This is a genomic window from Bdellovibrio sp. HAGR004 (genome assembly GCF_055397015.1).
The window spans coordinates 3,329,210-3,351,712 of sequence record NZ_AP029176.1 but is presented as its reverse complement, the minus strand read 5'-3'; the positions used below and the strand labels follow the sequence as shown (position 1 = coordinate 3,351,712).

Genomic DNA, 22,503 nt, shown 5'->3' with positions numbered 1-22,503 from the left:
CTAAAATGTCACCCTCTGAAGCCCATATCGAATATAGGGGCTTTGCCAAGGATGACTCTCTCCTAAAAGGAATAAATGCATCGAAGGTGCCACGGTGCTTTGGTCCCAGTTGGAATTATTTGCATTACAGCGTTGGAAGCTGTCGAGATTTTAGTCAGGGGACAATTCGGGCCTTTTTAAATTTGAGCCCAGATCCGTTCTGATTCCCGACATTTTTTCGGGATGAATCTTGTCTCAGATTGAGACGCGGATTTAGCTATGGTCAAACATGGGGGTTATTTATGAAAAGGTTTTCCTTCGCTTTTCTGATTTCATTCGCGCTTTCATCTATCGCACAGGCAGTCACGATCTGGGGGCCGCCAGTGGCTCTGGGGGGCGCCACTGTAAGATCCTTTGTTGAAGCCTCGGACACAGGGGAGCCTCTGGCTATTGGCGTGGCGTTTCCCCGAGAGGCATTGCAGGGACTTCCTGAGCACGAGCCGGGTCAGTATGTAGTGTCTTTGCCGACGGTGGTTTTCTTGCCACCTTACAATCACATTGTTTTAAACTGGATGCCGCATGGACACGAACCTGACAGTATATACGGTAAACCGCACTTCGATTTCCATTTCTATTTGATATCTCCGGCTCAGCGAGAAGCCATCACCTGCCAGGGTGATGATCATGCCGTTTGCATGCAGATGGCTCCCGCAAATCAGATTCCACCGTTTTATGTGCCAACACCAGAGCCAGTTCCGCAAATGGGATGGCATTGGGTAGACCCGCGTTCGCCGGAATACAACGGGCAACCGTTCACAAGTACCTTTATCTACGGATTCTATGGCGGCAAGATGAACTTCCTGGAGCCCATGATCACCCAAGAGTTCATCCAGACAACCACTGCTTTTGAAAGTCCCATTCCCATGGCCGAAGCTGTCGCGGAGACAGGATATTATCCAGCCCGCTACACTCTGGAGTATAATGAAGAACTGGGTCTGCACATGATCACGATGAGGGATTTAATCAAAAAAGAGGCTGCTAAAGAGCAAACACCTTCTGGCAGGAAACTGCGCGCGGGGAATTGATCAGGCGAGCTCCGTAAAGGCGAGCCAGGGGGCTTGCGGATTTGAGATCCCACAGACGGGAAACCTCATCAGCGAAGTAAGTCCCCTTTGTTCTGCTTTCTTTGAGGGCTTCATCCAGAAGGTGAAGCCATACCAGGGCCTTCTTTCGTTCTTGCAGCCATTCAGCGCGGGTTTTCGGAGCATAGGATTCCCCCGCCAGTGGAGCTTTGAATTCCGGGCTGAAATTGAAGAACCCCAACGAGGACACGGCCTTATAGGGCTTCACAGCGAACTCCACTTGATCGTCGATCAGAATGGTGCGAGCGGGGTGGGATTCGGGCATCACGAGTGCCAAATCTTTTTTGTTGCGCTTGGAAAATCGGATGGTCTCGTCTTGAGACACCACCTTCAGATGTTCCTTGGAAAATACACGATATGCAATGTCCCGCAAAGACCGACCGTCAGGTAGATGCACTTGTTCCAGTAAAGCTTCATTGCGGGATCTGTCTCCGCCGCTGAAGAAACTGATGCGCACTTCGGGATGGCGCAGAAGCAGGGTTTCAATCACCTCTGGCAAAAAATCCGTATAACGATAGGTTTTGCCTTCGACAGTGCGCTGTTGAGGGTCATTTTCGTTGGAATTTTCAATGGAATAAAAGGTTGTCCAGTCGATGTCGAAGACAATATCAACGGCAGGCGTGGCCAGAGAAATCCGGGGTTGGAAGCACACAAATAATAAGAATGCCGCCAGCCAAAACTTCATACGGTTCCTAGAAAACAAATGTTGCCGAGGCGTAGATCAAAGAGCTTTCCTCATCCAGCAATTTGACGTTGGAATCAGTGCCGTTGGGTCTGAGTGTGGAACCTGAGTTGGTGTGACCTGCGGCGATGTTGAAGGACGGGGAGATGTCATAGCCAATTTCCTGACTGAAATCGAAAGAGTCTCTCATGACGTTCTGGTAGGACCAGGTGTTCATGTGAGTGAATGTGGCGGACAAGGCGACTCCCGATTCAAAGGAATAAGAAATGGAAACCATCTGAGAAGAGCTGTATTGTGTGTTCACGGCTCCATCCAGCGCAGTTTCATATTGGTGGAAGTTGCGTGTAACGCTGACGCCGCCCAGAATGTCCAGTCCCGTAATGAGACGATCCGGGTTGATCATCAGGTCGCCACCGGCGGTGATCCCGGTCAGCAGGTTCTGTCTTTTATATGCATCTTTGGAAGTCGGGGCAATCATACCCACACGATAAGTGCCTTTGAAACTTTGGTTCAGATCAAAAGGTGCGCGACGCAGGGATACGGAGGTGTTGCTGAAGTCATCATTTTGGGCGTCTTTCAGGTCTTGCGAATAGCCCCCCTGCACGCGCAAGGAGAAATTGTTGGTCAGCTTCAAATTCAAACGGGCCAGATAGTCCATGACGTCGGACTGAGTGCCATCGTCATGGTTCACCAAATTGGTCGATCGGCTGGCGCTGACAAATCCACTCCAGCGGCGGCCGTCTTTCTTAGGGGTCTGGATGACAGAAGTGGGGGAGGTGACAGAAGCATTGTTATTGGCAAACACCGGTGCTGCCATCAGCGCCGTCAGTACAAAACCAATAAGGGGACGAATTGCAATAACCATAGCTTCTCCTCAGAGCTTAAAAAGCTCCTAAAGTCCTGTCCGTGAATATTGTTGCGAAGACGATGCCAGTAATAAATTCAGCCTGGGCCATTATAAGCACACAGGACTGTCCAATGTTTAGCCACCAGCCCCAAAAGGGGCCGGCTTGAGAAACGGGTGGCCTTGACAGTCCCGGGCAACACGATGAGGATGATCGGGTGCAAAAACCGAGAGATTATATTCTGATTTATTCCGATGGTGCGTGCTCTGGAAACCCGGGTCCTGGGGGCTGGGGCAGCGTTCTGCTTTTCCCTGACAATCAAGTGCTGGAGCTGGGGGCGGGAGAATCCTCCACCACCAACAATCGCATGGAAATGACGGCCGCTCTGGAGGCCCTTCGTGCTGTGGCTCACTTGAAAATGCCGATTCATTTTTATACTGACTCGACCTATCTGATCCGCGGAATCACGCAGTGGATCTTCGGCTGGCGCCGCAAAAACTGGCAAACCGCGGAAGGCGGTGAAGTTTCCAATCGTGATCTTTGGGAGGACATCTCTCAAGTGGTGGCGGCGCGTGGGGCTCAAGGGAAAATTGAATGGTTGTATTCCCGCGGGCACATGGGAACTCCGGGGAATGAACGCTGTGATCGCATTGCGGTGGCCTTTTCTAAAAAAGAATATATCCAGTTGTATCGTGGCGACCTGGAACACTATGGAATTGATCTTTTGAATGTTCCCACGAACACGGCGTTGCCGGAAATGAAGGGTAATGGCGAAAAGAAGAAAGAAGCCTTCAGTTATCTGAGCAATCTGGGGGGCTTGGTGTATCGTCATCGAACTTGGCCTTCATGTCAAAAGCGTGTCAGTGGCCAGTCGGGTGCCAAGTTTAAAAAAGCCATGTCCGCCGCTGAAGAAATCGAAATCTTGAAATCCTGGGGTCTGGGCCCTGGAACTGAAATCAAGGAAGGATAAGCACTATGGAAATCAGCAACAGACAAATTCTGATCACCGGAGCCAGCCGCGGAATCGGTCGTGCTTTTGCTAAGATGTGTGCCGAAGACAAGGCTCATCTGCATGTGGTTTTGCGTAAGTATGACGAGGAAATCGTTAAAGAGTTGACAGAGCTTGGTGCTAAGTCCGTCACTGTGCATGAAGCAGATTTATCCACGCGCGAGGGTGTTGATGCGCTGCTGGCGCAATTGGCGGAGGTGCCGGTGGATATTCTGTTTAACAACGCTGGGATGTTGACGGGCGGATTGATTGAAAAGCAGCCGATTGACGATATCTACAAGATGCTGCAGGTGAATGTGAACGCTCTGGTGCATCTGACGCATGGAATTCTGCCGGGCATGTTGAAAAGAAAACGCGGAAAAATCATCAATAATTCCAGCGTTTCGGCTTATATGCATTTTCCCTGTGCTTCGACTTATGCTGCCTCCAAGGCGGCCGTTGTGGCCTTCACAAACTGCATTCGTCTTGAGCTGAAGGATACCGGAGTGTCCACGCTGTTGCTCATCACGCCGGCGGTCCGAACCCGCATGTTTGATGAAGTCGAAAATCTTTATTCCAAAAACTTCGAGGTTCCTACGGACACTATTTCACCAATGAAGTATGCCCAGGTCATTCGTGAAGCGATCTTGCATGATCTGGAAGTCGTGGAACCCTCGGGTTTGACCGGTGTGGGGCTGAAAATTGCGAAGATGGCCAAGCCTCTTTTTGAGATGGAAGTTCTTCGTCGCTTTAAGCGCTCTTGATGCTCGCAAGGCCTCTGTAAATCTTAAGAGTCTGTAACTTTCTTAAAACCTTACTCAAGGTTGCCGAGAAGAGGTTAGGATTTGAGAGATGATGTTGCCGAGGCTGTTTTTTTTCTTTTTGTTATTGGCGTTTCTTGTGCGCGAAGTTCCTGCGCAGGATAAAGAGGCTGTCAAAAGATCCGCGACCTGCACGCGCCGTTACCTTGTGGATATCAGTGATTTTGAACCCCTGGCGATTCTCAAGAATGGCCGTCTGCAGGGGTTGGCTCATGATCTCACCGTCGAACTTCAAAACCGTTTGGGCTGCACCTTTATTGAGACGGAGCGTTCGATGCCGGTGGGGATTGAGAATATGTCCCGTGGCCGCTCCGATATTGTGTTGTTAGGGGCCGAGCAGTCGGGTTATGCCAAAGGGGGGCACTTCGTTCGCCTTTATACCAACTATCGTGAAATGCTGGTTGCGCAAAGCAGCCATCGACCAGACTGGAAAATCGAAGACTATCTTCAGGATAAAAAGATCAAGTTTGCGCATCTTATCGGTGGCTGGAATATGATCGACAAAGAGCAGGAGGAGCAGCTTTTGAAAGAAGGCCGACTGTTGGGCACACCGGGCCCCGAGGGAGCTTTTCATCTGCTGAAAGCAGGGCGTGTGCAGGCGGTTCTTTTTTCTGGAATCGTCAATTCACATCATATAGCCAAACTAAAAATGGAAAAAATGGTGGCGCGGGTGGAGGACCCTTCTGTGCGGGTCGAGATTGGGGCTTTTATATCAAAGCGCCGGGTCAATCAGCAGGAACGTCAGTTGCTGGAAAAAGCTTTCGATGAAATGAAAAAAGATGGGAGTTTCCTCCGCATCTTTTCAAAGTACGTCAGTCCTGAAGAGGCCCGACATCGAATGGAATCGAAATAATCACGGTTTGATTGTCAGTGTTCCTGAGCCCACCGGACCCGTCATGGTGACCTTCATCTCTTTGCTTTCAATCGAAAGCATTGGAACCGGGAAAGTGAAAATATAAGGCGTGGCAAAACGATTGTGGAATGGATAGATCCCTTGAATTTCCGCCAGGGGAAGTTTCAAACGAGTGGCCTTGCCTTCAAAGCGGCGACCATCGACATCCAGGAAAATTCTCCACATCGTGGTGTCTTTGAAAAGATCGTCGTTCTTTCTTTCCGGAGTGAAGAAGCTGACAAAGAATTCTGCCTGTTTGCTCAAGCGCTGTTCAAATTTGATCTTTTCTTCCTGATATTTGCTGTCACTCCATTGATACAGACGCACGTTCTGATCCAACTGGGCCGCGGCCACTTTGGAATTCAAGGCAACGCCTTCAACATCCAGAATATTATAAAAACCGGAATAGCTGCGGATCTTGTCAGAGTGCTGTTCCAGAACTTCCATGTATTGATCCGACGTGCGCAAGGTGCGGCCCGAAGGAGTGACTTCGTAAGTTGTGGCACAGGCTGAAAGAAGGGTGACAAGGATAAGACTGAAAAGTTGTTTCATTACTTGGACTCCAAAAAACCATCGAGAAACTTTTTTATATCCGCAAAAACTGTTTGGCGGATGGTATCGTTGATCAGCTCATGCTTGGCATTGGGATAAACGAAGAGTTCTTTTTGAGAACTTCCCAGATGCTCATACAAAGCTTTGGTGGCCGCCGTGCTGATCACCGGATCGGAATCCGAAACAATCACCAGAGCAGGTTTTGTTAATTGATTGGCGCGGGGATTGACGTAATCAAACGACTCCAGGAAGCCCAGGAAAGCACCCGGGGACACGCGCGTGTGGCGAAGGGCATCCTGTTCGTATTCGCGAATCACATCCGGATCACGTGTCAGCATGTCGTTGGTCAGCTCGTTCCCCATTGTGATCTGCGGCAGAATCTTGTTCAGCAGACCTGCTCCGACGGATTTAAACGCTGGCACGGGAACTGTCAGTCCCAGCAGCGGAGCGCTGATCACCATGGCTGTGAAATCAATATCAGAGTTTTGCAAAAGAGTTTTTAGCTGAATCAATCCACCCATAGAGTGGCAGTACAAAATCACCGGCCCTTTGCGAACTTTTTCCTGTTGCAAAACCATGTTCAAAAAGATTTTGTAGTCCCTGCAGTAGTCGTCAAATTCCGCAACGTAGCCGCGACGTCCCTCGGATCGACCGTGACCGCGCAGATCCCAGCCATAGAAGCTCCACTTGTCATTTTCGAACGCCTTGATCAGGCGGTGATAAGACTCGGAATGTTCACCATGGCCATGAGTGATGATGACCGTTCCGCGCGCTTCGGGATTGTCCCAAATCTGGAAGAACAAATTGATGTCTTGATAGCCTTTAAAGAAACCTTCAGATCTTTTGTACATACTGTCTTAGCTTGCCGCGACCCCACCCACACGGGCAAGTCAATTCAGGCCTCGAACGACGATTGTATCCTGAGCGGTCTTGCTCTTTTCTGGATAGTCGAGGTTGTAATGGATGCCTCTGGACTCATGTCGACGAAGAGCACATTCCACCGACAGGTCGGCAACGATAGCAATGTTACGCAGCTCTAAAATGTCTGAATGAATTTTCATGTTGGAATAATATTCTTTGGTCTCTGAAAGAATATTTTTAAGACGATGCTGGGCGCGTGCCAGACGTTTGTTGGACCGGACAATGCCCATATAGTTCCACATCAGGCGACGGATTTCGTCCCACATATGATTGATCACGATCATCTCGTCATCGTTGGATTCCTGAGGATGAGTCCAGGGTTTGGGCTCTTTTGCGTACAAGGAGTAAGAGTTCCAGTGCGCCTTAATTTCTTCAGCGCAATTGTGAGCTGTTGTCAGGCATTCCAATAAAGAATTGGAAGCCAGGCGGTTGGCTCCATGCAGGCCGGTGCAGGCGGTTTCACCGACGGCCCAAAGGCCGGTGATGTCCGTGCGCCCGGTCACATCTGTCAGGACGCCACCGCAAAGATAGTGAGCGGCAGGAACCACCGGAATGGGTTGTTTGCTCATGTCGATGCCGAATTCTTCACATTTGTTGAAGATTGTCGGAAAGCGCTGTTTAAGGAACTCACGATCCAGCTTGGTCATGTCCAGATAGACACATTCCGCGCCGGTCTTTTTCATTTCTTTATCAATCGATCGGGCCACCACATCCCGCGGAGCCAGTGAACCCAGTTTGTGATACTTGTGCATGAAGGCATTGCCTTGGGCGTCCACCAGTTCTCCACCTTCGCCACGCAGGGCTTCGGAGATCAGGAAGTTGCGGGATTCGCGGTGGTACAGGCAGGTCGGATGAAACTGCATGAATTCCAAATTGGCGATGCGTGCCCCCACTCGGTAGGCCATGGCAATGCCATCACCGGTAGCTCCGCTCCAGTTGGAGGTGTACAGATACACCTTGCCGGCGCCTCCGGTGGCCAGGATGGTGTTTTTTGCTATAAAAGTATGCACTTCGCCGGTTTCTTTATTCAGGGCATAGCTGCCCACGCAGGTCACCGGGGTCATGTCCGTGGGGTCGACCTCTTTGTTGACGATAAGGTCGATCGCATAGAATTTTTCCATCAGTGTGATGTTCGGATTCTCCCAGGCACGAGCCAAAAGCGTGCGGTGAATTTCCAATCCCGTTTGATCTTCGAAGTGAAGGATGCGTCGTTTGCTGTGTCCGCCTTCGCGCGTCAAATCGATTTCGTAGGTCTCTTTGGTGCCTTTGCGACGAACGTCAAAATGGACGCCCCAGTTTGTTAAATCCTTAATCCGTTCAGGGGCTTGCTCTACGTAATCGCGAACCACAGTTTCTTTGCAAAGACCCGCTCCGGCCTCCAAAGTATCCTGCACATGAGACTCAAAGCTGTCTTCCTCGGACATCACGGCCGAGATGCCCCCTTGGGCCATGGCCGAATTGGTGCCGCCCGCACTTTCTTTGGCGAGGACGACGACTTTTCCTTTTTCAGACAGCTTCAGTGCCAAAGCCAATCCAGCAGTGCCAGAGCCGATAATCAAAACATCGCAGCGGTGAGTACTCATAGTGAGGATCTTCTACTCCTTTTAGTGGCATTTGCAAAGGACTCTTGCTTGATTCTTACCAGTTTCTAAAACTACAATGAAATCAAAGGTATCTCGTTCATTTTTCCAGGGAAGGAACTGCCTCAATGAAAGTTAAACTCATCGTCGTTCTGATTGCTGTGGCGGCGCTGTTTATCAGTGCTGTTTTGTGGCGGACCGATAGCTTCGTCTATGGTGATCGCATGAGTTGGGTCGAGGCGCAGACACGCACGCAGTTGGGGGCCATCAATCACTCTTTGGCGGTGGAGCTAAAATCCCTGCAACGGGTGGTGGCGAATCTGAATGCCGACAACTTCCAAAAGGGAAAAATGAACTGGAATTCATTGGCTCCCTATTACGCGGTGGGGGCTTTCTCGGTGCGTGGCAATGAACTTGATCCGCAGGCTTTGTCTGTGCGTGAAAATTCCAAAGCTGCCAACTGGAACAAGGAATTCATCAAAGCGGCCATCGGTAATCTGACAGGTCGAAGTGGTGACGAGCGCTTTTATGTGAAACCTTTCCAGGACGCGCAACGCGGCCGTTATGTGGCACTGGTGTTCATTGAAGGCTCCCGTGCTTATGCTTTGTTTGGATCGGGCGAAATTTTCCAATCTATGATCGATGCACAAAAAGGCAGCCTGAGCGCGTTTTCGATCGTCACGTCCTCGGGTCTGACCGTGGGGCATTCGGTGCCTGAGTATCTGGGCACGGTGATGCGCGATGATCCTGTTTTCCAGGAAGCACAAAAAAGCGGTTCATCCCACGGCAGTTCTGTTTTCAAATTGAAATCCGGTCAGGAACTTTACGGTATGTATGAGTCCATCCCGCAGAGCAATCTTCTGGTGTTGAGCTCGGCTCCGCTGAAAGAGGCCATGAAGGGGCGCAGCGGCTTGTGGTGGCAGTTCCTTCTGTTGGGGGCGGGACTTGTGCTGGTAGGGACAGCGGCGGCCCTGTGGGTGATTTCCCCGGCGGAAAAGGAAATTGAAAATCTGGAGCACGCGCTGGCTGAAGCCAAGGCCAAGCCGGCACCAGCACCTGTGGTTGAAAAAGTTGTCGCTCAAGATCCCGAAATTGCCCACAAAGAACGCCTGAATGCCGCCACTCGTGTGGCGTCGGCACTGGCGCATGAAATGCGCGGACCGTTGGCTTCGATTCTGGGCTATTCACAGATGATTCTGGCAAAGCATCCGGATAGCGAAGTGGTGCAAAGCACGGAATCCATCTTGCGTGAAACCCGTGCGGCCCGCAGTGTGCTGGATAAACTTCTGGGTTATGCCGGAGAAGAAGTGAAAGAGAAAAACGCCGTCCGTGTCGAAGGTCCCGTGGTGCGTGCCTTGAAGGAAATGGACAGTCTGCTTTCGCAAAAAGGCGTGAAAGTGATCAAGAACTTCCAGGATGCCTTTGCCAAGGACATGGATGTGGATGCCGTCACCAAGGCGTTGGTGAATATCTTGACCAACTCTGTGGAAGCCATGGAGCGCATGGCGAAAAAGGAAATCAAACTGGATATTTTCGAGGATGAGCGCGGAACTCATCTGACCATTGAAGACTGCGGTGAAGGTATCGACGCTGCCAACATTGAAAAAATCTTTGATCCGTTCTTTACGACCCGCTCGTTCCAGAACCACATGGGGCTGGGATTGTCTGTGGCCTTCGGGATTTTAAAAGAACACAACGCGGAAGTGCGGGTGGAATCCCAGCGTGGTCAGGGAACCAAGGTGATGATCCTGTTCAGAAAGACCATGGGTGTGCCGGTGATGCAAGCGCCAGTGGCCCCGCAACCGGAAGTTCACGAAGAAGTGATCGTGATGCAGGATCTGCCAAGCTTAAAGCTGGAATCCGAGCATCGCGCCGAAGCTGTGGCAAACTTCGAAGAATCCCAGCAACCGGCAATGGAGGCGGCGCCAGCGTCGCCTTTGGATGTGAACATCGACAACCTTCTGGAAGAGTTGCCAGAGGTGGCGGAAGTCAAGCCTGCTGAAGAAGCGGCCCGCCCCGAAGTCACAACCAAAAAAGTTGTGAAGAAGATGAAAGTGAAAAAACAAGTCCCTGCGGCGGAAGATGAACTGACGTTCATTGATGGCTTTATGGGAGATCAGGCAGTTCAGGAAGAAGAGGTTGAGGTGGAAGTCGAGGTTGAAGAGGAAGTCTCTGTGGCGGTCGAGGAAATCAAAGCCACTGCGGTGAAAGCAGAACCTGCGGCGGGTGCAAGCCTGGCAGAGATGGATGCCATGGATGATGAGTTGACGCCAGTGAACCTTATTGTTCCACCCAAAGCGGCAGCTCCGGTCAAAACCTCGAAACTGGACAGTTACCACGTTGAAATTCGTCGCCCTGGAAAGAGGATCTAATTGAACATTCGCGACTATAGTTCTCAATTTACGGTTTTTGTCTTCACCACGGACGTGGATATTGGAGCTTCTACGAAAGTTTATCTTTCGCAGGCGGGCTATGATGCCTATTTCTTCCAGGACCCCGAAACGCTGGAACAAAGACTTAAAGAGAACGCTCCCCATATCTTGATTTTCTCCACGGCCGCCTTGGGGGGCAGTCTGAGTGATTTCGTCACGTTGGTGCAGAAGATCAACGAAGAGATCCGTTTTATCGCGGTCAGCGCTATTGGTCAGTTTGATATCCTGGCGCAGTATAACGAGCACGGCTTTGTGGATGTGATTTCCGACGAGCCTGTGGCTTTGGAATCACGTCTGGTATGGGCGGTGGATCGCGCCTGTGAAAAATTGTATCTGACTTATCAGAACGAGCAGCTTTTTGATGATTTGAATGCCACCAAAGCGCAGGTGGATCAGGTTCATGAAGCCGCGGTCAAGAGTATGAAGCAGGCTGAGGCGGAAAAGACCCCGGCACCGGCTTTGTCGACCCGAATCGGCGATTATCGTTCGGCACAAAGCAAAGAGGATCTGATTCAAAAGTATCTGAATCATATTCCCGGCAACTTGTGTGTGTTCTTTAAGTTTCTGCCTTCTGTGCGTTCGTTTGTTGCAACTCATGCCAGTGGAATCCCGGCCTCGGACATCCAGGGTGTGGGTGTTCAGCTTGAGTCGGCTGATATGAAAGAGCTGAGCGGTCAGATGGCCGTGGGCCTTTTGCCGCCGCGTTTTTCAGAGATGCTGGTCGAAGCCTTCCGATTTAATCCTCCTAAAGCTTTGCCATTGTATGCGCACAGTTCGTTGGAAGGTGTTTTTGTTTATTCCGGCAATTTGCCAACGGATGAAGTCACAAAGATGGGCGAGGAGTTTTCCCTGCTGTCCTTGTGCTATTCAAATTTTGCCCTGGAAAAGAAGGTGGATGCGCTGGAGGTTACGGATTTCGTGACCGAGGTTTATAACCGCAATTATTATCAAAAGGTTCTGGGGGATGAAGTGTCCCGGGCCCGCCGTTTGAAGCAACCCCTTTCGGTTGTGAAGATCTCCATGGATGATTTTTATGAGATCGAGTCATCTTTGGGTGAAGCGGTGAGAGATGAGTTGCTAAAAGGCGTTGCCACGATCATTTCTAAGACAAGTCGAACGAATGATGTTACCTGCCGTACCGGAGCCAATGAGCTGGCGATGATTTTGCCACATTGCCCGAAGAAGGGGGCGGCCCTGAGAGCAGAACGGGTGCGACGGATTATCGAAAGCACTTCGTTCTTGGATAACGGAATAAAAGTTTCCGTCAGCTTGGGTGTCAGTGAGTATCCGTCGTTGTGTGATTCCGCCAAAACTTTGGATGAGACCGCGACCAAGGCCTTGTTGCATATCACGGACAAGGGCGGAAATAAGATATGTTTGTATAAAGCCCCTGAAACTCACCGTCCCGAGTTTGAAGTGAGCGCAGAATAGAGATTAAGAATGGAAATGTACCGACGCACCTTTGCGGAAATCAACCTGGATCATCTTCAGCACAACATTCAGGTGCTGCAGCGGTCGTTCCCGCAAGTGCCTTTTTTGTGTCCGATGGTGAAGGCCAATGCCTATGGCCATGGGGACGTGCAGTTGGCGCGCTTTCTGGAAACTCTGGGAATTCGTCATTTGGGTGTCTGTCTGATTGAGGAAGGTTTGCTGCTGAGAAACTTCGGTGTGAAAGCCGAGATTCTGGTTTTTCGCGGTTTTGATCGCGAAGGTGCTGAAAAGATTCTTCAGTACAATATGACCCCGGTTGTGACGTCGTGGGAACAGATTGATTACCTGGAAGCGGCGGCGACGGGGCCTGTCGGGATTCATTTGAAGTTTGATACCGGCATGAACCGTTTGGGATTTCGTCCGGAAGAAGCGCAAAAGCTTTTTGATCGACTGTGGCAGAATAAAAAGATCCGCCTGAAAGCATTGGTGACCCACTTGTTTAACGGTGAAGATGCGATGGACCCTCAGGGTTTTAGCGCGACTCAGTTGCGAGCACTTCATAAAGTCAGTGAGTTGTTCAAACCATTTAATATTTTCTGTCATGCTTTAAACAGTGCGGGGATTTTAAGCGCCATGCTGTTGCGGGATCAGGGGGCGGCGGCGGACCATCCGATGTTCCTGCAGAACTGGGGCTTGCGCCCGGGGCTTTTGATTTATGGTTACAACCCGCTGGTGCAGAAAAACTTCGGGGACCTGAAGCCGGTCATGAGTTTGAAATCACACGTAGCAACCTACCGGCACCTTCGCATCGGTGAAACGGTTTCTTATGGTGGCACCTGGAAGGCTCAGCGCGAGTCTGTTATTGCTGTAGTTCCTATTGGATACGCTGACGGTTATCATCGCATCCTGTCCAATCAGTCTTCGGTTTTATTTGCGGGGCAAAGAGTTCCTTTGGTCGGCAATATATGTATGGATTATCTGATGCTGGATGTGACAGATGTTGTGCAGGGGCGGGACTTGAAGCAGTTTAAAGACCAGGAAGTGACCTTGTTTGGTCACGGATCTGATGGTACTTTCCTGTCCCCGGAAGAGCTGGCTGCGCAGGCGCGGACCATCACCTGGGAAATGCTGACCAGTGTGGGGGAAAGGGTGCCTCGTGTTTACACGGGGGCCGCCGCGGGTTTTATTTCGGAAGAAGTTGGAGGTTAAATAATGACTCTGTCGCAAAAACTGTACAGAGCCGTGTTTGGGTTGGGACGGTACTTTATGGGTACTGTGTCGGGCCTTGTGACCTCGACAGGTAAAATTATTCTGTTTTTCAATGAAAGCATCCGGCTGATTTTCGCCAAGCCTTCGCGTTTTGCCGAAATCATTCGCCATATGGAGTTTATCGGAAATCAGTCCATAGGCATTATTTGTCTGACCGGTGGTTTTACGGGTCTGGCGCTTTCGTTGCAGTTGTATCTGGGTTTTAAGCTTTTTAATGCTGTGAACATGGTTGGTCCGACGGTCGCTCTGGGGATCACGCGTGAGCTGGGGCCTGTATTGACAGGATTGATCGTGGCAGCTCGTGCCGGTGGTGCGATGGCGGCGAGATTGGGAACCATGCGCGTGAATGAGCAGATTGATGCTTTGGACGTGATGGGTGTGAACACCAAGCAGTACCTTGTTTCGCCTCGCTTGGTGGCGGCTTTTATTTGCATGCCATTGCTGGTCGCTGTTTTTGACTTTGTGGCGATGTTGGGAAGCTGGTTCCTGTGTGTAAAAATGCTGGCTTTGGACGAGGCCGTTTTCTGGCAGAAGATTGCCGAATTCATTGAAATCCGTCACATCAACGAAGGCCTTATCAAAGGCATGATCTTTGGTGTTTATTTTGCGCTGATGTGTACATACCGCGGATTCAATACCACGGGTGGAGCCAAAGGGGTGGGAGAGGCCACGAATCAAGGGGTCGTGCAAAGCATGGTCGGAATTATTATCCTGGATTACTTTGCAACCAATCTGATCCGCTTGTTCTATAGTCTGGTGGGGATTACATAATGGCGACTGAATCAGCAATTTCATTACGCGATGTGAAGAAGTCCTTTGATGGCGGGCACGAGTTCGTGCTTAAGGGCATCAATCTGGAAATCCCCAAAGGCAGTCTGACTGCGATCATTGGTTTTTCCGGGACCGGAAAAAGTGTGATGTTGAAGCATCTGCTGGGATTGTTTAAGCCGACCTCTGGCACGATTGAAGTGCTGGGGACGGATCTTTCGACCTTGTCTCCGGATGAACTGACCAAGTTTCGTTGTAAGTTTGGAGTGTTGTTTCAGTCGGCGGCGTTGTTTGACGATATGACGGTACTTGAAAACGTCTGCTTCCCCTTGCAGGAGCATCGTCGGGATTTGAAGCCCGCACAAGTCCTTCGTATAGCTGAAGAGAAGCTTCATCAGGTCGGTTTGGAGTCCAAACATTATGGCAAACTTCCAAGTCAAATCAGTGGTGGTATGCAGAAAAGAACAGGCCTGGCCCGAGCTCTCGCCCTAGATCCAGAAATTCTGATCTATGACGAGCCGACCACGGGTTTAGATCCCATTCTGACTGAAATGGTGGATAATTTGATTCTGAGTACTCATAAGTTAAAGCAGGGCGTAACTTCCATCATGGTGTCCCATGATTTGTCCGCCGCATTTAGGATTGCCGACCATATCGCGATGTTGGATAGTGGCCGGGTTCTGTTATTTGGTACTCCAGAGGACTTCTTCAACACCGATATTGAACTGGTGAAGAGGTTCGTGAATAAAGGGATGAAACATCAATGAATTGGCTTCGCGCAGCTGAATTTAAAGTTGGATTAATGGTGATTGTGGTGGGCTCTCTCATCGCGGTCATGTCTATGCAGGTCAGCGACGATCCATCGTATCTTGGCCGGTCCAAAAAAGCCTGGTTCCTTCTTCCCAATGCTGGCGGACTGGTGAAAAACTCCGCAGTTCGTTCCGCAGGTATTCCTGTCGGTGTTATTAAAGACATCCGTTTGCAGGACGGGATGGCCCGTGTGGATATCACTTTGAAATCCGACATTCCGCTGACAACTTCAGCCGCCATCGAAATTAAGGCCCAGGGGATTTTGGGGGATAAGCACGTGGAAGTGTATCCCGGGTCTCCGACGGATCCTCCTTTGGAAGACAATGCCCAGATCCTGAGCATTCGTGAAGGTGGTAATCTTGAAAACCTGATGACTCAGGTTTCTGAAGTGACTTCTTCGTTGAAGGAAGTGGCCCGCAATCTTCAGGAAGCGACCTCTGCGGATGGCACTCGCGCCCATGTTCTGGGCCGCATCGTGAAAAACATTGAGACCTTGACCGGTGATCTGGCGCAAATGACGACGGATAACAAGGAAAAGATTGGCGACATTGTGGATGATATCCATGATATCACGGCCAACCTGCAAGAAGTCATGAACGACAAAAGCGAATCGGGCTTGAAAGAAACCTGGAAGCGCTTGTCGAATTCTGTGAAAAACCTGGATGACATCACCACGCGTATCAACAAGGGTGAAGGCGCATTGGGTAAGCTGATCAGCGACGAACAAACTTCCGAGAACCTGACGTCAGCGATCGACGGCCTGGGCGGCATGCTGGATTCAGCCAACCGCATCCAGACAGCGTTTGATTTCCGCGGCGAATACCTGGGTGAAGTGGGTGCGACCAAGACCCATATCGGTGTGCAGATCCAGCCAGGGCTGGACCGTTACTATTATATTGGTGTGGTGGATGATCCTGCAGGTGTGGTTGAAACAACCCGCACTCAGATCACAGGTCCAGGGGCAGGGACGGTGGGTCCCGGTGATTACACTGAGAAGAAAACTTACGAGAATAGAATTAAGATCACGGCTCTTTTTGCCAAGAACTTCTGGGATCTGACCCTTAAAGGGGGCGTGATCGAAAACAACGGTGGTTTCGGTATCGACTACTTCTTCTTCCGCCGTAAACTGAAGTTCACTGCCGAGGCTTTCCAATTCAGCAATACAAATGTACGAAGTTCCTTGTCCTACACATTGTACCGCGGGATTTATATCACCGGGGGGATCAACGATGCGTTCGATCAGCAGGGAGCTCGATCGGGTTATCTCGGAGCAGGTTTGTTCCTGACGAACGACGATCTTAAACTACTTCTAACCAAGGCGCCTTTTTAACATATGAACGGTGACAACGTGAGCAGCTCAGAGAAGAACTGGTTAGTAAAATCTTCCACGAGGATTCTTGGACCCTTCACTCTGGCTGAAGTTACCGAGCAGCTGCGCACTAAACAAATCTCGATCATTGATGAGGTTCGCCAGACCGAAGGTCGCTGGAGCTACATCCGCGAAAACAAGCTGTTCATGGATATCGTAAAAAACATTCGTGAAGAGCAGGACAGCAGCTCTGAGCAGACCATGACCCAGTCCATCGCTCATCATACGATGACCCGCACGGACGTACTGCCGATTTCTGATGAGATGACACTGACACCAACGCCGGTGCCCAATCTGGATCTGACTCCACCGCCGATTCGTGACATCAAGGATGTCACTCCGATTCCGCAAAGTCCGGCCAGCCGAACAACGGCCACGGCCACCGTCACCAAAAGCTACGGCGCTTCGGGCGACGCCCGCTTGCAGGACAAAATTCGTGGCAAATCCAACATCATGCGCTGGGCCCTTTTGGGTGCGGCAGTCGTGGTTGTCGGGGTGGTGTTTGTTGTACTGACCCAAAAAGATAAAAACAAAGCCATGGGATACGACGAGCTGATGAGCCAGGCTTTGCGTTACAAGTCCCTGGGCTTGTATGAAAAGTCCCTGGAAGCTTATCAACGTGCTTCCAAGTTGAAAGAACCGGACATGGAATCCCAGGTTCAGATGGCGACGGTGCTGATTTCTGAAGACCGTCAAAGTCTGATGGGTCGTCGTATTTTGGAGCGAGCCCTGGTGCAGGAAAATCGCAGCCGATCAGAAATTGTGGACGCTTATCTGGGGATTGCCGTTTCTTACATGATGGATGGTGATCTAAAGCAGGCGGAAGACACCTTACAAAAAGCCATCGGTCATGAGCCGTTTAATATTTCCGCCCTTTTGAATCTGGCGATCATCCAGCTTAAAAAAGGGAACTACGGCGAAGCCATGCGTGATTTTGATGCCATCTATCGCAAGAATCCCGCTTCTGTTCTGGCCTTGTTCGGGAAGGCCATGGCTTCTGTGGAATATGCCAAAACCTCCAACGATCCGAACTTCCTGAGCACTTTGGTTAACGACATCAAAGCCAACATCCAGAAAACGGGTTATCTGCGCCAGGAGCTTTTGTTGTTCCTGGTTTATGCACAAAGTTTGATGGGGGATGTGGACGGTGTGAACCGCGCTGTGGTGCAGTTCCTGGCGGAAATGCCCGGACAGGCCCGAAACTACATCCATCCATTGCAGGTGGAATGGCGCTTTACCCAGTGGGACTATCTGGAAAAATACTGTGCGGAGGCTTTCAAAAAGCAGCCACCTCATGCTGAACTCAAGGCTTTGCGCTCGATCTGTCTGATGGAAGTCAATCGTGATTCCGATGCTTCCAAAACCCTGCAGGAAGCCTTGGCTGAAGCTCCGAAAGATCCTTATGTGCTGATTACACAAGCCAGCTATCTTTCCAAGGTAGGTCGCTTGCCGGAAGCTCTGGCTATTCTGAAAATGCCGGAGCTGTCCCAGATCTCAGTTAAAAATTTGTTGATGGGTGACATCTGTATCATCACTCAGGATATGGCGTGTGCTCAGGCCGCCTACACTCACATCTATGCCAGTGACAAGCGAAGTGCTCCGACTTTGTATGGTCTTGCCTGGGTGATGATGAAGAGCAATAATCGTCCTATGGCTTATGACTATGTTCGCGCTGGTTTGCAGGCGGAACCCAACTATCTGCCTTTGCTGGAGTTGAGGGATCAACTGGAGTCTGAGTGATGAAACGGTCCGTCCAGGCTTTAAGTATCTGGATGTTTCTTTTGTTGGGCGCCTGCACGAAGGAGCCCGGCTATCAGGTATCTGAATATCACGAAATAAAAGCGGACGACCTGCCAGACGAGGTCAAAATTCCACGGCAGGCTTGGGACCTGATGGAATTTAAGACCTCGGCCGAAGGCGCTGCGGTGGTTTCCAAGAATTTGATCTTCTCGGAAGTGAATGTTTTCCTGGTCGAAAAGAATCCCGGTGTGGTCGAGGGGGAGGCGCTGAAAATCGCCCTTCCCAAAGGTGGTGGAACCATTGATCTGTCCCGATTTATCACCGGAAAACGTGGGACATTCTATGTGGGCTTTGAGTTCCCGGCATTCGCGGATGCGACAAACAAGAAAGTTCTGTTTGTCAGCAAAGCCCGCAAGCGCCGTATTGGCAGTGAAGTTTTTGGGGCTGGCTGCAATCAATTCTTTGATATTTCGAACGAGTTCTTTAAAAAGATGCAGGCCGAGGGTCTGAAGGTGAACAGCACACAGGAACGCCACTTGAGTGTGTTGGGCGGCAACTTCCTGTTTGCCGCGGAAAAAGACACGGATGTCTATCTGGCCCAGGTGAAGTTCACGAACACTCAATTGCCCCAGTATTTCTGCGAGGAGCGCTGATGGAAAGACAAACAGTTCAGAGTCTTCAGGATAAATCAAATGTGGACTCTCTTTTTCTGGTGAAGGAAAAGAACGTTTCTGTCGGTAAAAACGGACGCCCTTTTATGGGTCTTCAGTTGGGTGATGCCACGGGCAGCATTGATGCACGTCTGTGGGACCGGGTCGATGAATTGTCGCGCGAATTTGAAGTGGGCGATATTCTGAAAGTGAAAGGTCTGGTGCAGATCTTTCAAAATCGTAAGCAATTGATCGTTCATCGCCTGGAGCGGGTGGAAAGTTCGACGGTTGACATGGCGGACTTCATCCCGGCAACGGCTCGTAATTCCGAGGATATGCTGGTGGAGCTGCTGCAGATGGTGCGAACCATGAAGAACGATTGTCTGCGCCAGTTGGTGTTGGATACTTTGGAAGATCCAGAGATTCGCCCTTTGGTTTTGCGTGCTCCGGCTGCCAAATCCATTCACCATGCGTGGCTGGGTGGATTGCTGGAACATATTCTTTCTATCTGCAAAATCATGGATTTTATGGGGACTCACTACAGCTTCCTGAATCGGGATTTGCTTTTGTTTGGCGCTATCTTCCATGACATCGGCAAGGTGTGGGAATTGTCGTATGACAACGGCATTTCTTATACGGACCGGGGTCGTTTGATCGGCCACATGCAGATCGCCTGTGAACTGATAGATAAAAAGTCCTCTCGTATTCTGGGGTTCTCTGAGGAACTGCGTGACATCTGCAAGCATATTATCTTAAGTCATCATGGCAAATTGGAATATGGATCTCCGAAGCGTCCTAAATTCCTGGAAGCGATGGTTGTGGCGATGGTCGATGATTTCGACAGTAAAGTGGCCACGGTAAAAACCATCATGGACAACGAGCGTGGCTCCGGGGAAAAGTGGTCCCGGTACAGTGAACTGTTTGACCGCTACTTCCTGCTCGACGATATGAATGAGAAATACTAGTGATGATGTCCCGTGTGTTGGAACTTTTAAAGACTTATAAGAACTATGATCCCGCCGCCAAATCGCTGTGGGAAATTGGTTTGCTGTATCCGGGGCCGAAGGCCATTGCTTTGCACCGAGTGGCTCATTACTTCTATATTTTGAAGTTGTATTTTTTGGCCCGTCTGGTGGCTGAAATTTCCCGTTGGTTGACGGGGATTGAAATTCACCCCGGGGCGACTTTGGGAAAACGCCTGGTGATCGATCACGGGTTTGGTGTGGTGATCGGGGAAACAGCGGTTATTGGTGATGACTGCATCATCTTTCATGGTGTTACTTTGGGGGGATTGAAGTTTGATCCGGTCAAACGTCACCCCACAGTGGGTAACAAAGTTCTGATCGGAACTGGTGCCAAAATTCTGGGACCGATTCATATCGGAGACGGAGCGATGATCGGAGCCAATGCGGTGGTGATTCGCGATGTGCCTGCAGGCGCAACCGTTGTAGGCCCCCTGGCCACGCAGAGATAACAGCCTGCAGAGTCTGTGAGCTTCCTTCTTATTTATGCGATCGGTCAGGTTATTTCACCAATCTGGCCCTTGGTCCTGATTTTTGTTCTGGCGTGGATAGGGCAAATCATTGACCATAGTATCAAACGAAAAAAGCCTTCATTTTTCAAATACTTACGGTTTTCGCTCGCCGGGAGGCTGCGGGTCGTAAAACCTCTTTTAATGACCTGAATATTCTCATCCTATTTTCATGACCCAAATCTCACACTAAAAGCTTCGCATGCCGCTGCGCTTCTCTGCGATACTAGAGGAGTTCTTAATCTAGGCGAAAGGAGTTCGGCTATGAAGCAGACAGAAGCAATCCAGACGGTACCAGCTTCGAACACCCATCAAGGGGAGAGCAGTGGAACAAGTGCTCCAGTTCGAAAAAGAAGTCGTCGTCGCCGTTTGGCCGGTTGGTAATTGACCAACCTTAGCCGGTGAAAAAGGCACACCCAGTGATTAGAAAGCAAATCCTGGCTGCCCCTTTTTGACCGGCTTTTTTTTTTGCCCGCCTCAGAACCTCATCTGCTGCGTTGGGCGTTCGTCGGCGTACATAGAAGTACGCCTTGATTTTTCTGTTTTCAATTTGTTTGCAGTCTCAGTTTCTTTTCAGTCGGTTTTCTTCGCGCTTTCAATCAAGTCTGTTTTTTATGAATTGCTGTTCTTTCTGTCAGAGTCCTTTTAAATCAACGACACGACAGTGAAGGATAAATTGATTTATGAACAGACAAGGTAAAACACCACGCTTTAAAAGACAGAGAAGACTCTTGACCGAACTTCCCGGTATGGGGAAGGCGGGCGCTCTGGAAAGACGCCCCTATCCTCCAGGTCAGCACGGCTTGCAACGCCGAAAGTACTCTGAATTCGCTTTGCAACTTGAGGAAAAACAAAAGCTGAGATTTCACTACGGACTGCGCGAAGAACAATTTCGCCGCTTGATTAACAAAGCCAAAAAGTCCAAAGCCACCAACTGGGTTGAAGCACTGGTGAATATTCTGGAAAAACGTTTGGATAACGTTGTCTTCCGTCTGGGTTTTGCCGGAAGCATCCCAGCGGCAAGGCAGCTGGTTTCTCACGGCAAGGTTTTGGTGAATGGCAAGAAGGTGAACATCGGTTCTCAGGTGATCAAAGTGGGTGACAAGGTCGCGTTGACTCCTGAAGCCTACGAAAATCAAGTGTATCTTCAGGCGAAACAAACGCCGCGCCTGCCACTGCCGTCCTTCCTGGTGAAAGAGGATGTCGCTGGCACAGAGCAAGGTCGTTTGACGGACGAACCCAATCTGGAAGCGGTTCCATTTGCTTTCGAACCAGGTTTGGTCATCGGCTTCTATTCAATGAGGGGCTAATGAAAACATCGAAGTTCATCGAGGCAGAGCAGATCGCATTTGAAGAAATCACTGAAAACTGGGTGGCCGTTAAGTTCGGTGATGAAAAGTTCGTGATCGACATGGATACTTTGTACGATCTGACGTTTCGTTCCGCTTCTTTCCTGGCGTATCTGGAATCTCGGGAAGAACAGCAGGCCGTTTGCTCCTGTGAAGCCCCGACAGAGCTGAAAGTTCACTAAAATACAAAAGGCCTCTTTTCAGAGGCCTTTTGTAAAGTCATCTATTTGTTTTTCGGGCCTTTGGTGTTTTTGGCCAAAGGTTTTTTGGCAGTTACCTTCCAAGTGTCTTCTTTGACAGCCGTGAAATGAACTTCCTTGGTTTCAGTCGGGAAGTCAGACATTGCCGGAGTCCGCTTGTCTTGCGCCCGCAGCTCTTCCCAGCCTTGTGCTAAGGTTTGACCTTTTTTATCCATGCCCTCTGCCGCGAACATTAACAATACAGCCAGACCGCCCGCTGTTTTGTCTTCGGCCGTTGTTACTTTGGCGACACCTTCGGCTTTGTTGCCGTCCACTTTTACTTCGACAATTTCAACTTTAAATTTGGAATTTACCAGATTGACATACTCTGTCCAGACTTTGCTTTTTTCGCTGCCCTTGTATGTTTTTGCCATCTGGTCGTAGTAGCTTTTTTCAATTACTTCCTTGGCTGCTGATCGGACCTTGGATTCCTGCCCACAGGCAACCAAGAACGACAAAGAGAGCGCTAACAATACGTACTTCAATTTCATGGATCCTCCAGCGCAGTAGCGC

Annotated in this window: 23 protein-coding genes; 17 read left to right on the top strand and 6 right to left on the bottom strand. The window is 50.1% G+C overall.

Translation table 11 applies throughout. The features are described from left to right. Positions 1-281: 281 nt before the first annotated feature. On the top strand, positions 282-1,064 hold the full coding sequence (locus ACZ5ZV_RS16695) for a DUF5602 domain-containing protein (protein ID WP_464118305.1): 783 nt from the start codon (positions 282-284) through the stop codon (positions 1,062-1,064). Here the strand turns inward: ACZ5ZV_RS16695 and ACZ5ZV_RS16690 are convergent. Continuing rightward, on the bottom strand, positions 1,018-1,806 hold the full coding sequence (locus ACZ5ZV_RS16690; RefSeq protein WP_464118304.1) for a hypothetical protein: 789 nt from the start codon (positions 1,804-1,806) through the stop codon (positions 1,018-1,020). The two genes, ACZ5ZV_RS16695 and ACZ5ZV_RS16690, sit on opposite strands and share 47 nt — an antisense overlap. A gap of 7 nt (positions 1,807-1,813) precedes the next feature. Next, positions 1,814-2,668 (bottom strand): hypothetical protein, encoded by an 855-nt coding sequence (locus tag ACZ5ZV_RS16685; RefSeq protein ID WP_464118303.1) that lies wholly within the window; start codon positions 2,666-2,668, stop codon positions 1,814-1,816. Between the two features lie 197 nt (positions 2,669-2,865). Here ACZ5ZV_RS16685 and ACZ5ZV_RS16680 point away from each other — a divergent pair, with 197 nt between their 5' ends. From ACZ5ZV_RS16680 to ACZ5ZV_RS16670, 3 genes are all read left to right on the top strand, one after another. After that, entirely contained in the window at positions 2,866-3,618 is a 753-nt protein-coding gene (locus ACZ5ZV_RS16680) for an RNase H family protein (protein ID WP_464118302.1), read from the top strand. Positions 3,619-3,623: 5 nt separating this feature from the next. Further along, on the top strand, positions 3,624-4,400 hold the full coding sequence (locus tag ACZ5ZV_RS16675) for an SDR family NAD(P)-dependent oxidoreductase (protein ID WP_464118301.1): 777 nt from the start codon (positions 3,624-3,626) through the stop codon (positions 4,398-4,400). A 136-nt stretch (positions 4,401-4,536) separates the two neighbouring features. Continuing rightward, positions 4,537-5,310, top strand: a complete 774-nt coding sequence (locus tag ACZ5ZV_RS16670; RefSeq protein WP_464118300.1) for a substrate-binding periplasmic protein — start codon at positions 4,537-4,539, stop codon at positions 5,308-5,310. On the opposite strand, the gene ACZ5ZV_RS16665 is transcribed toward ACZ5ZV_RS16670, so the two are convergent. From ACZ5ZV_RS16665 to nadB, 3 genes are read right to left on the bottom strand one after another with little or no spacing between them, the layout of a single operon-like run. Then, a complete protein-coding gene (locus ACZ5ZV_RS16665; protein WP_464118299.1) occupies positions 5,311-5,901 on the bottom strand; it encodes a hypothetical protein in 591 nt (196 codons plus the stop codon). Further along, positions 5,901-6,752: an alpha/beta hydrolase gene (locus tag ACZ5ZV_RS16660; RefSeq protein ID WP_464118298.1), complete on the bottom strand. Its 852-nt coding sequence runs from the start codon at positions 6,750-6,752 to the stop codon at positions 5,901-5,903. The genes ACZ5ZV_RS16665 and ACZ5ZV_RS16660 overlap by 1 nt, the downstream gene beginning before the upstream one ends. Positions 6,753-6,791: 39 nt before the next feature. After that, entirely contained in the window at positions 6,792-8,405 is a 1,614-nt protein-coding gene (gene nadB, locus ACZ5ZV_RS16655; RefSeq protein ID WP_464118297.1) for an L-aspartate oxidase, read from the bottom strand. A 125-nt stretch (positions 8,406-8,530) separates the two neighbouring features. On the opposite strand from nadB, the gene ACZ5ZV_RS16650 reads away from it, so the two are divergent. From ACZ5ZV_RS16650 to ACZ5ZV_RS16590, 13 genes are all read left to right on the top strand, one after another. Continuing rightward, a complete protein-coding gene (locus ACZ5ZV_RS16650; protein WP_464118296.1) occupies positions 8,531-10,774 on the top strand; it encodes a sensor histidine kinase in 2,244 nt (747 codons plus the stop codon). Next, positions 10,775-12,265, top strand: a complete 1,491-nt coding sequence (locus tag ACZ5ZV_RS16645; protein WP_464118295.1) for a diguanylate cyclase — start codon at positions 10,775-10,777, stop codon at positions 12,263-12,265. Between the two features lie 9 nt (positions 12,266-12,274). After that, entirely contained in the window at positions 12,275-13,474 is a 1,200-nt protein-coding gene (gene alr / locus ACZ5ZV_RS16640; RefSeq protein ID WP_464118294.1) for an alanine racemase, read from the top strand. A 3-nt stretch (positions 13,475-13,477) separates the two neighbouring features. Next, entirely contained in the window at positions 13,478-14,305 is an 828-nt protein-coding gene (locus tag ACZ5ZV_RS16635; RefSeq protein ID WP_464118293.1) for an MlaE family ABC transporter permease, read from the top strand. Further along, a complete protein-coding gene (locus ACZ5ZV_RS16630; protein WP_464118292.1) occupies positions 14,305-15,069 on the top strand; it encodes an ABC transporter ATP-binding protein in 765 nt (254 codons plus the stop codon). Before ACZ5ZV_RS16635 ends, ACZ5ZV_RS16630 begins: the two co-directional genes overlap by 1 nt. Next, on the top strand, positions 15,066-16,442 hold the full coding sequence (locus tag ACZ5ZV_RS16625) for an MlaD family protein (protein WP_464118291.1): 1,377 nt from the start codon (positions 15,066-15,068) through the stop codon (positions 16,440-16,442). Before ACZ5ZV_RS16630 ends, ACZ5ZV_RS16625 begins: the two co-directional genes overlap by 4 nt. Before the next feature lie 18 nt (positions 16,443-16,460). Next, the gene (locus ACZ5ZV_RS16620; protein ID WP_464118290.1) at positions 16,461-18,221 is read left to right on the top strand and encodes a tetratricopeptide repeat protein; all 1,761 of its coding nucleotides are present in this window, start codon (positions 16,461-16,463) and stop codon (positions 18,219-18,221) included. Continuing rightward, on the top strand, positions 18,221-18,874 hold the full coding sequence (locus ACZ5ZV_RS16615) for a hypothetical protein (RefSeq protein WP_464118289.1): 654 nt from the start codon (positions 18,221-18,223) through the stop codon (positions 18,872-18,874). Before ACZ5ZV_RS16620 ends, ACZ5ZV_RS16615 begins: the two co-directional genes overlap by 1 nt. Then, positions 18,874-19,836, top strand: coding sequence for a 3'-5' exoribonuclease YhaM family protein (locus ACZ5ZV_RS16610; protein ID WP_464118288.1), 963 nt, complete (start codon positions 18,874-18,876; stop codon positions 19,834-19,836). Before ACZ5ZV_RS16615 ends, ACZ5ZV_RS16610 begins: the two co-directional genes overlap by 1 nt. 5 nt (positions 19,837-19,841) lie before the next feature. Then, positions 19,842-20,345, top strand: coding sequence for a serine O-acetyltransferase (cysE, locus tag ACZ5ZV_RS16605; protein ID WP_464121430.1), 504 nt, complete (start codon positions 19,842-19,844; stop codon positions 20,343-20,345). Positions 20,346-20,360: 15 nt separating this feature from the next. After that, positions 20,361-20,555 carry an Mpo1-like protein gene (locus ACZ5ZV_RS16600; protein ID WP_464118287.1) on the top strand — a complete coding sequence of 65 codons (195 nt, stop codon included), beginning with the start codon at positions 20,361-20,363 and terminating at the stop codon, positions 20,553-20,555. 530 nt (positions 20,556-21,085) lie between these two features. After that, a complete protein-coding gene (gene rpsD / locus ACZ5ZV_RS16595) occupies positions 21,086-21,712 on the top strand; it encodes a 30S ribosomal protein S4 (RefSeq protein WP_464118286.1) in 627 nt (208 codons plus the stop codon). Then, a complete protein-coding gene (locus ACZ5ZV_RS16590; protein WP_464118285.1) occupies positions 21,712-21,933 on the top strand; it encodes a hypothetical protein in 222 nt (73 codons plus the stop codon). Before rpsD ends, ACZ5ZV_RS16590 begins: the two co-directional genes overlap by 1 nt. Positions 21,934-21,974: 41 nt before the next feature. Here the strand turns inward: ACZ5ZV_RS16590 and ACZ5ZV_RS16585 are convergent, their stop codons facing one another. Beyond that, positions 21,975-22,481 carry a hypothetical protein gene (locus ACZ5ZV_RS16585; protein WP_464118284.1) on the bottom strand — a complete coding sequence of 169 codons (507 nt, stop codon included), beginning with the start codon at positions 22,479-22,481 and terminating at the stop codon, positions 21,975-21,977. Positions 22,482-22,503 lie beyond the last annotated feature (22 nt).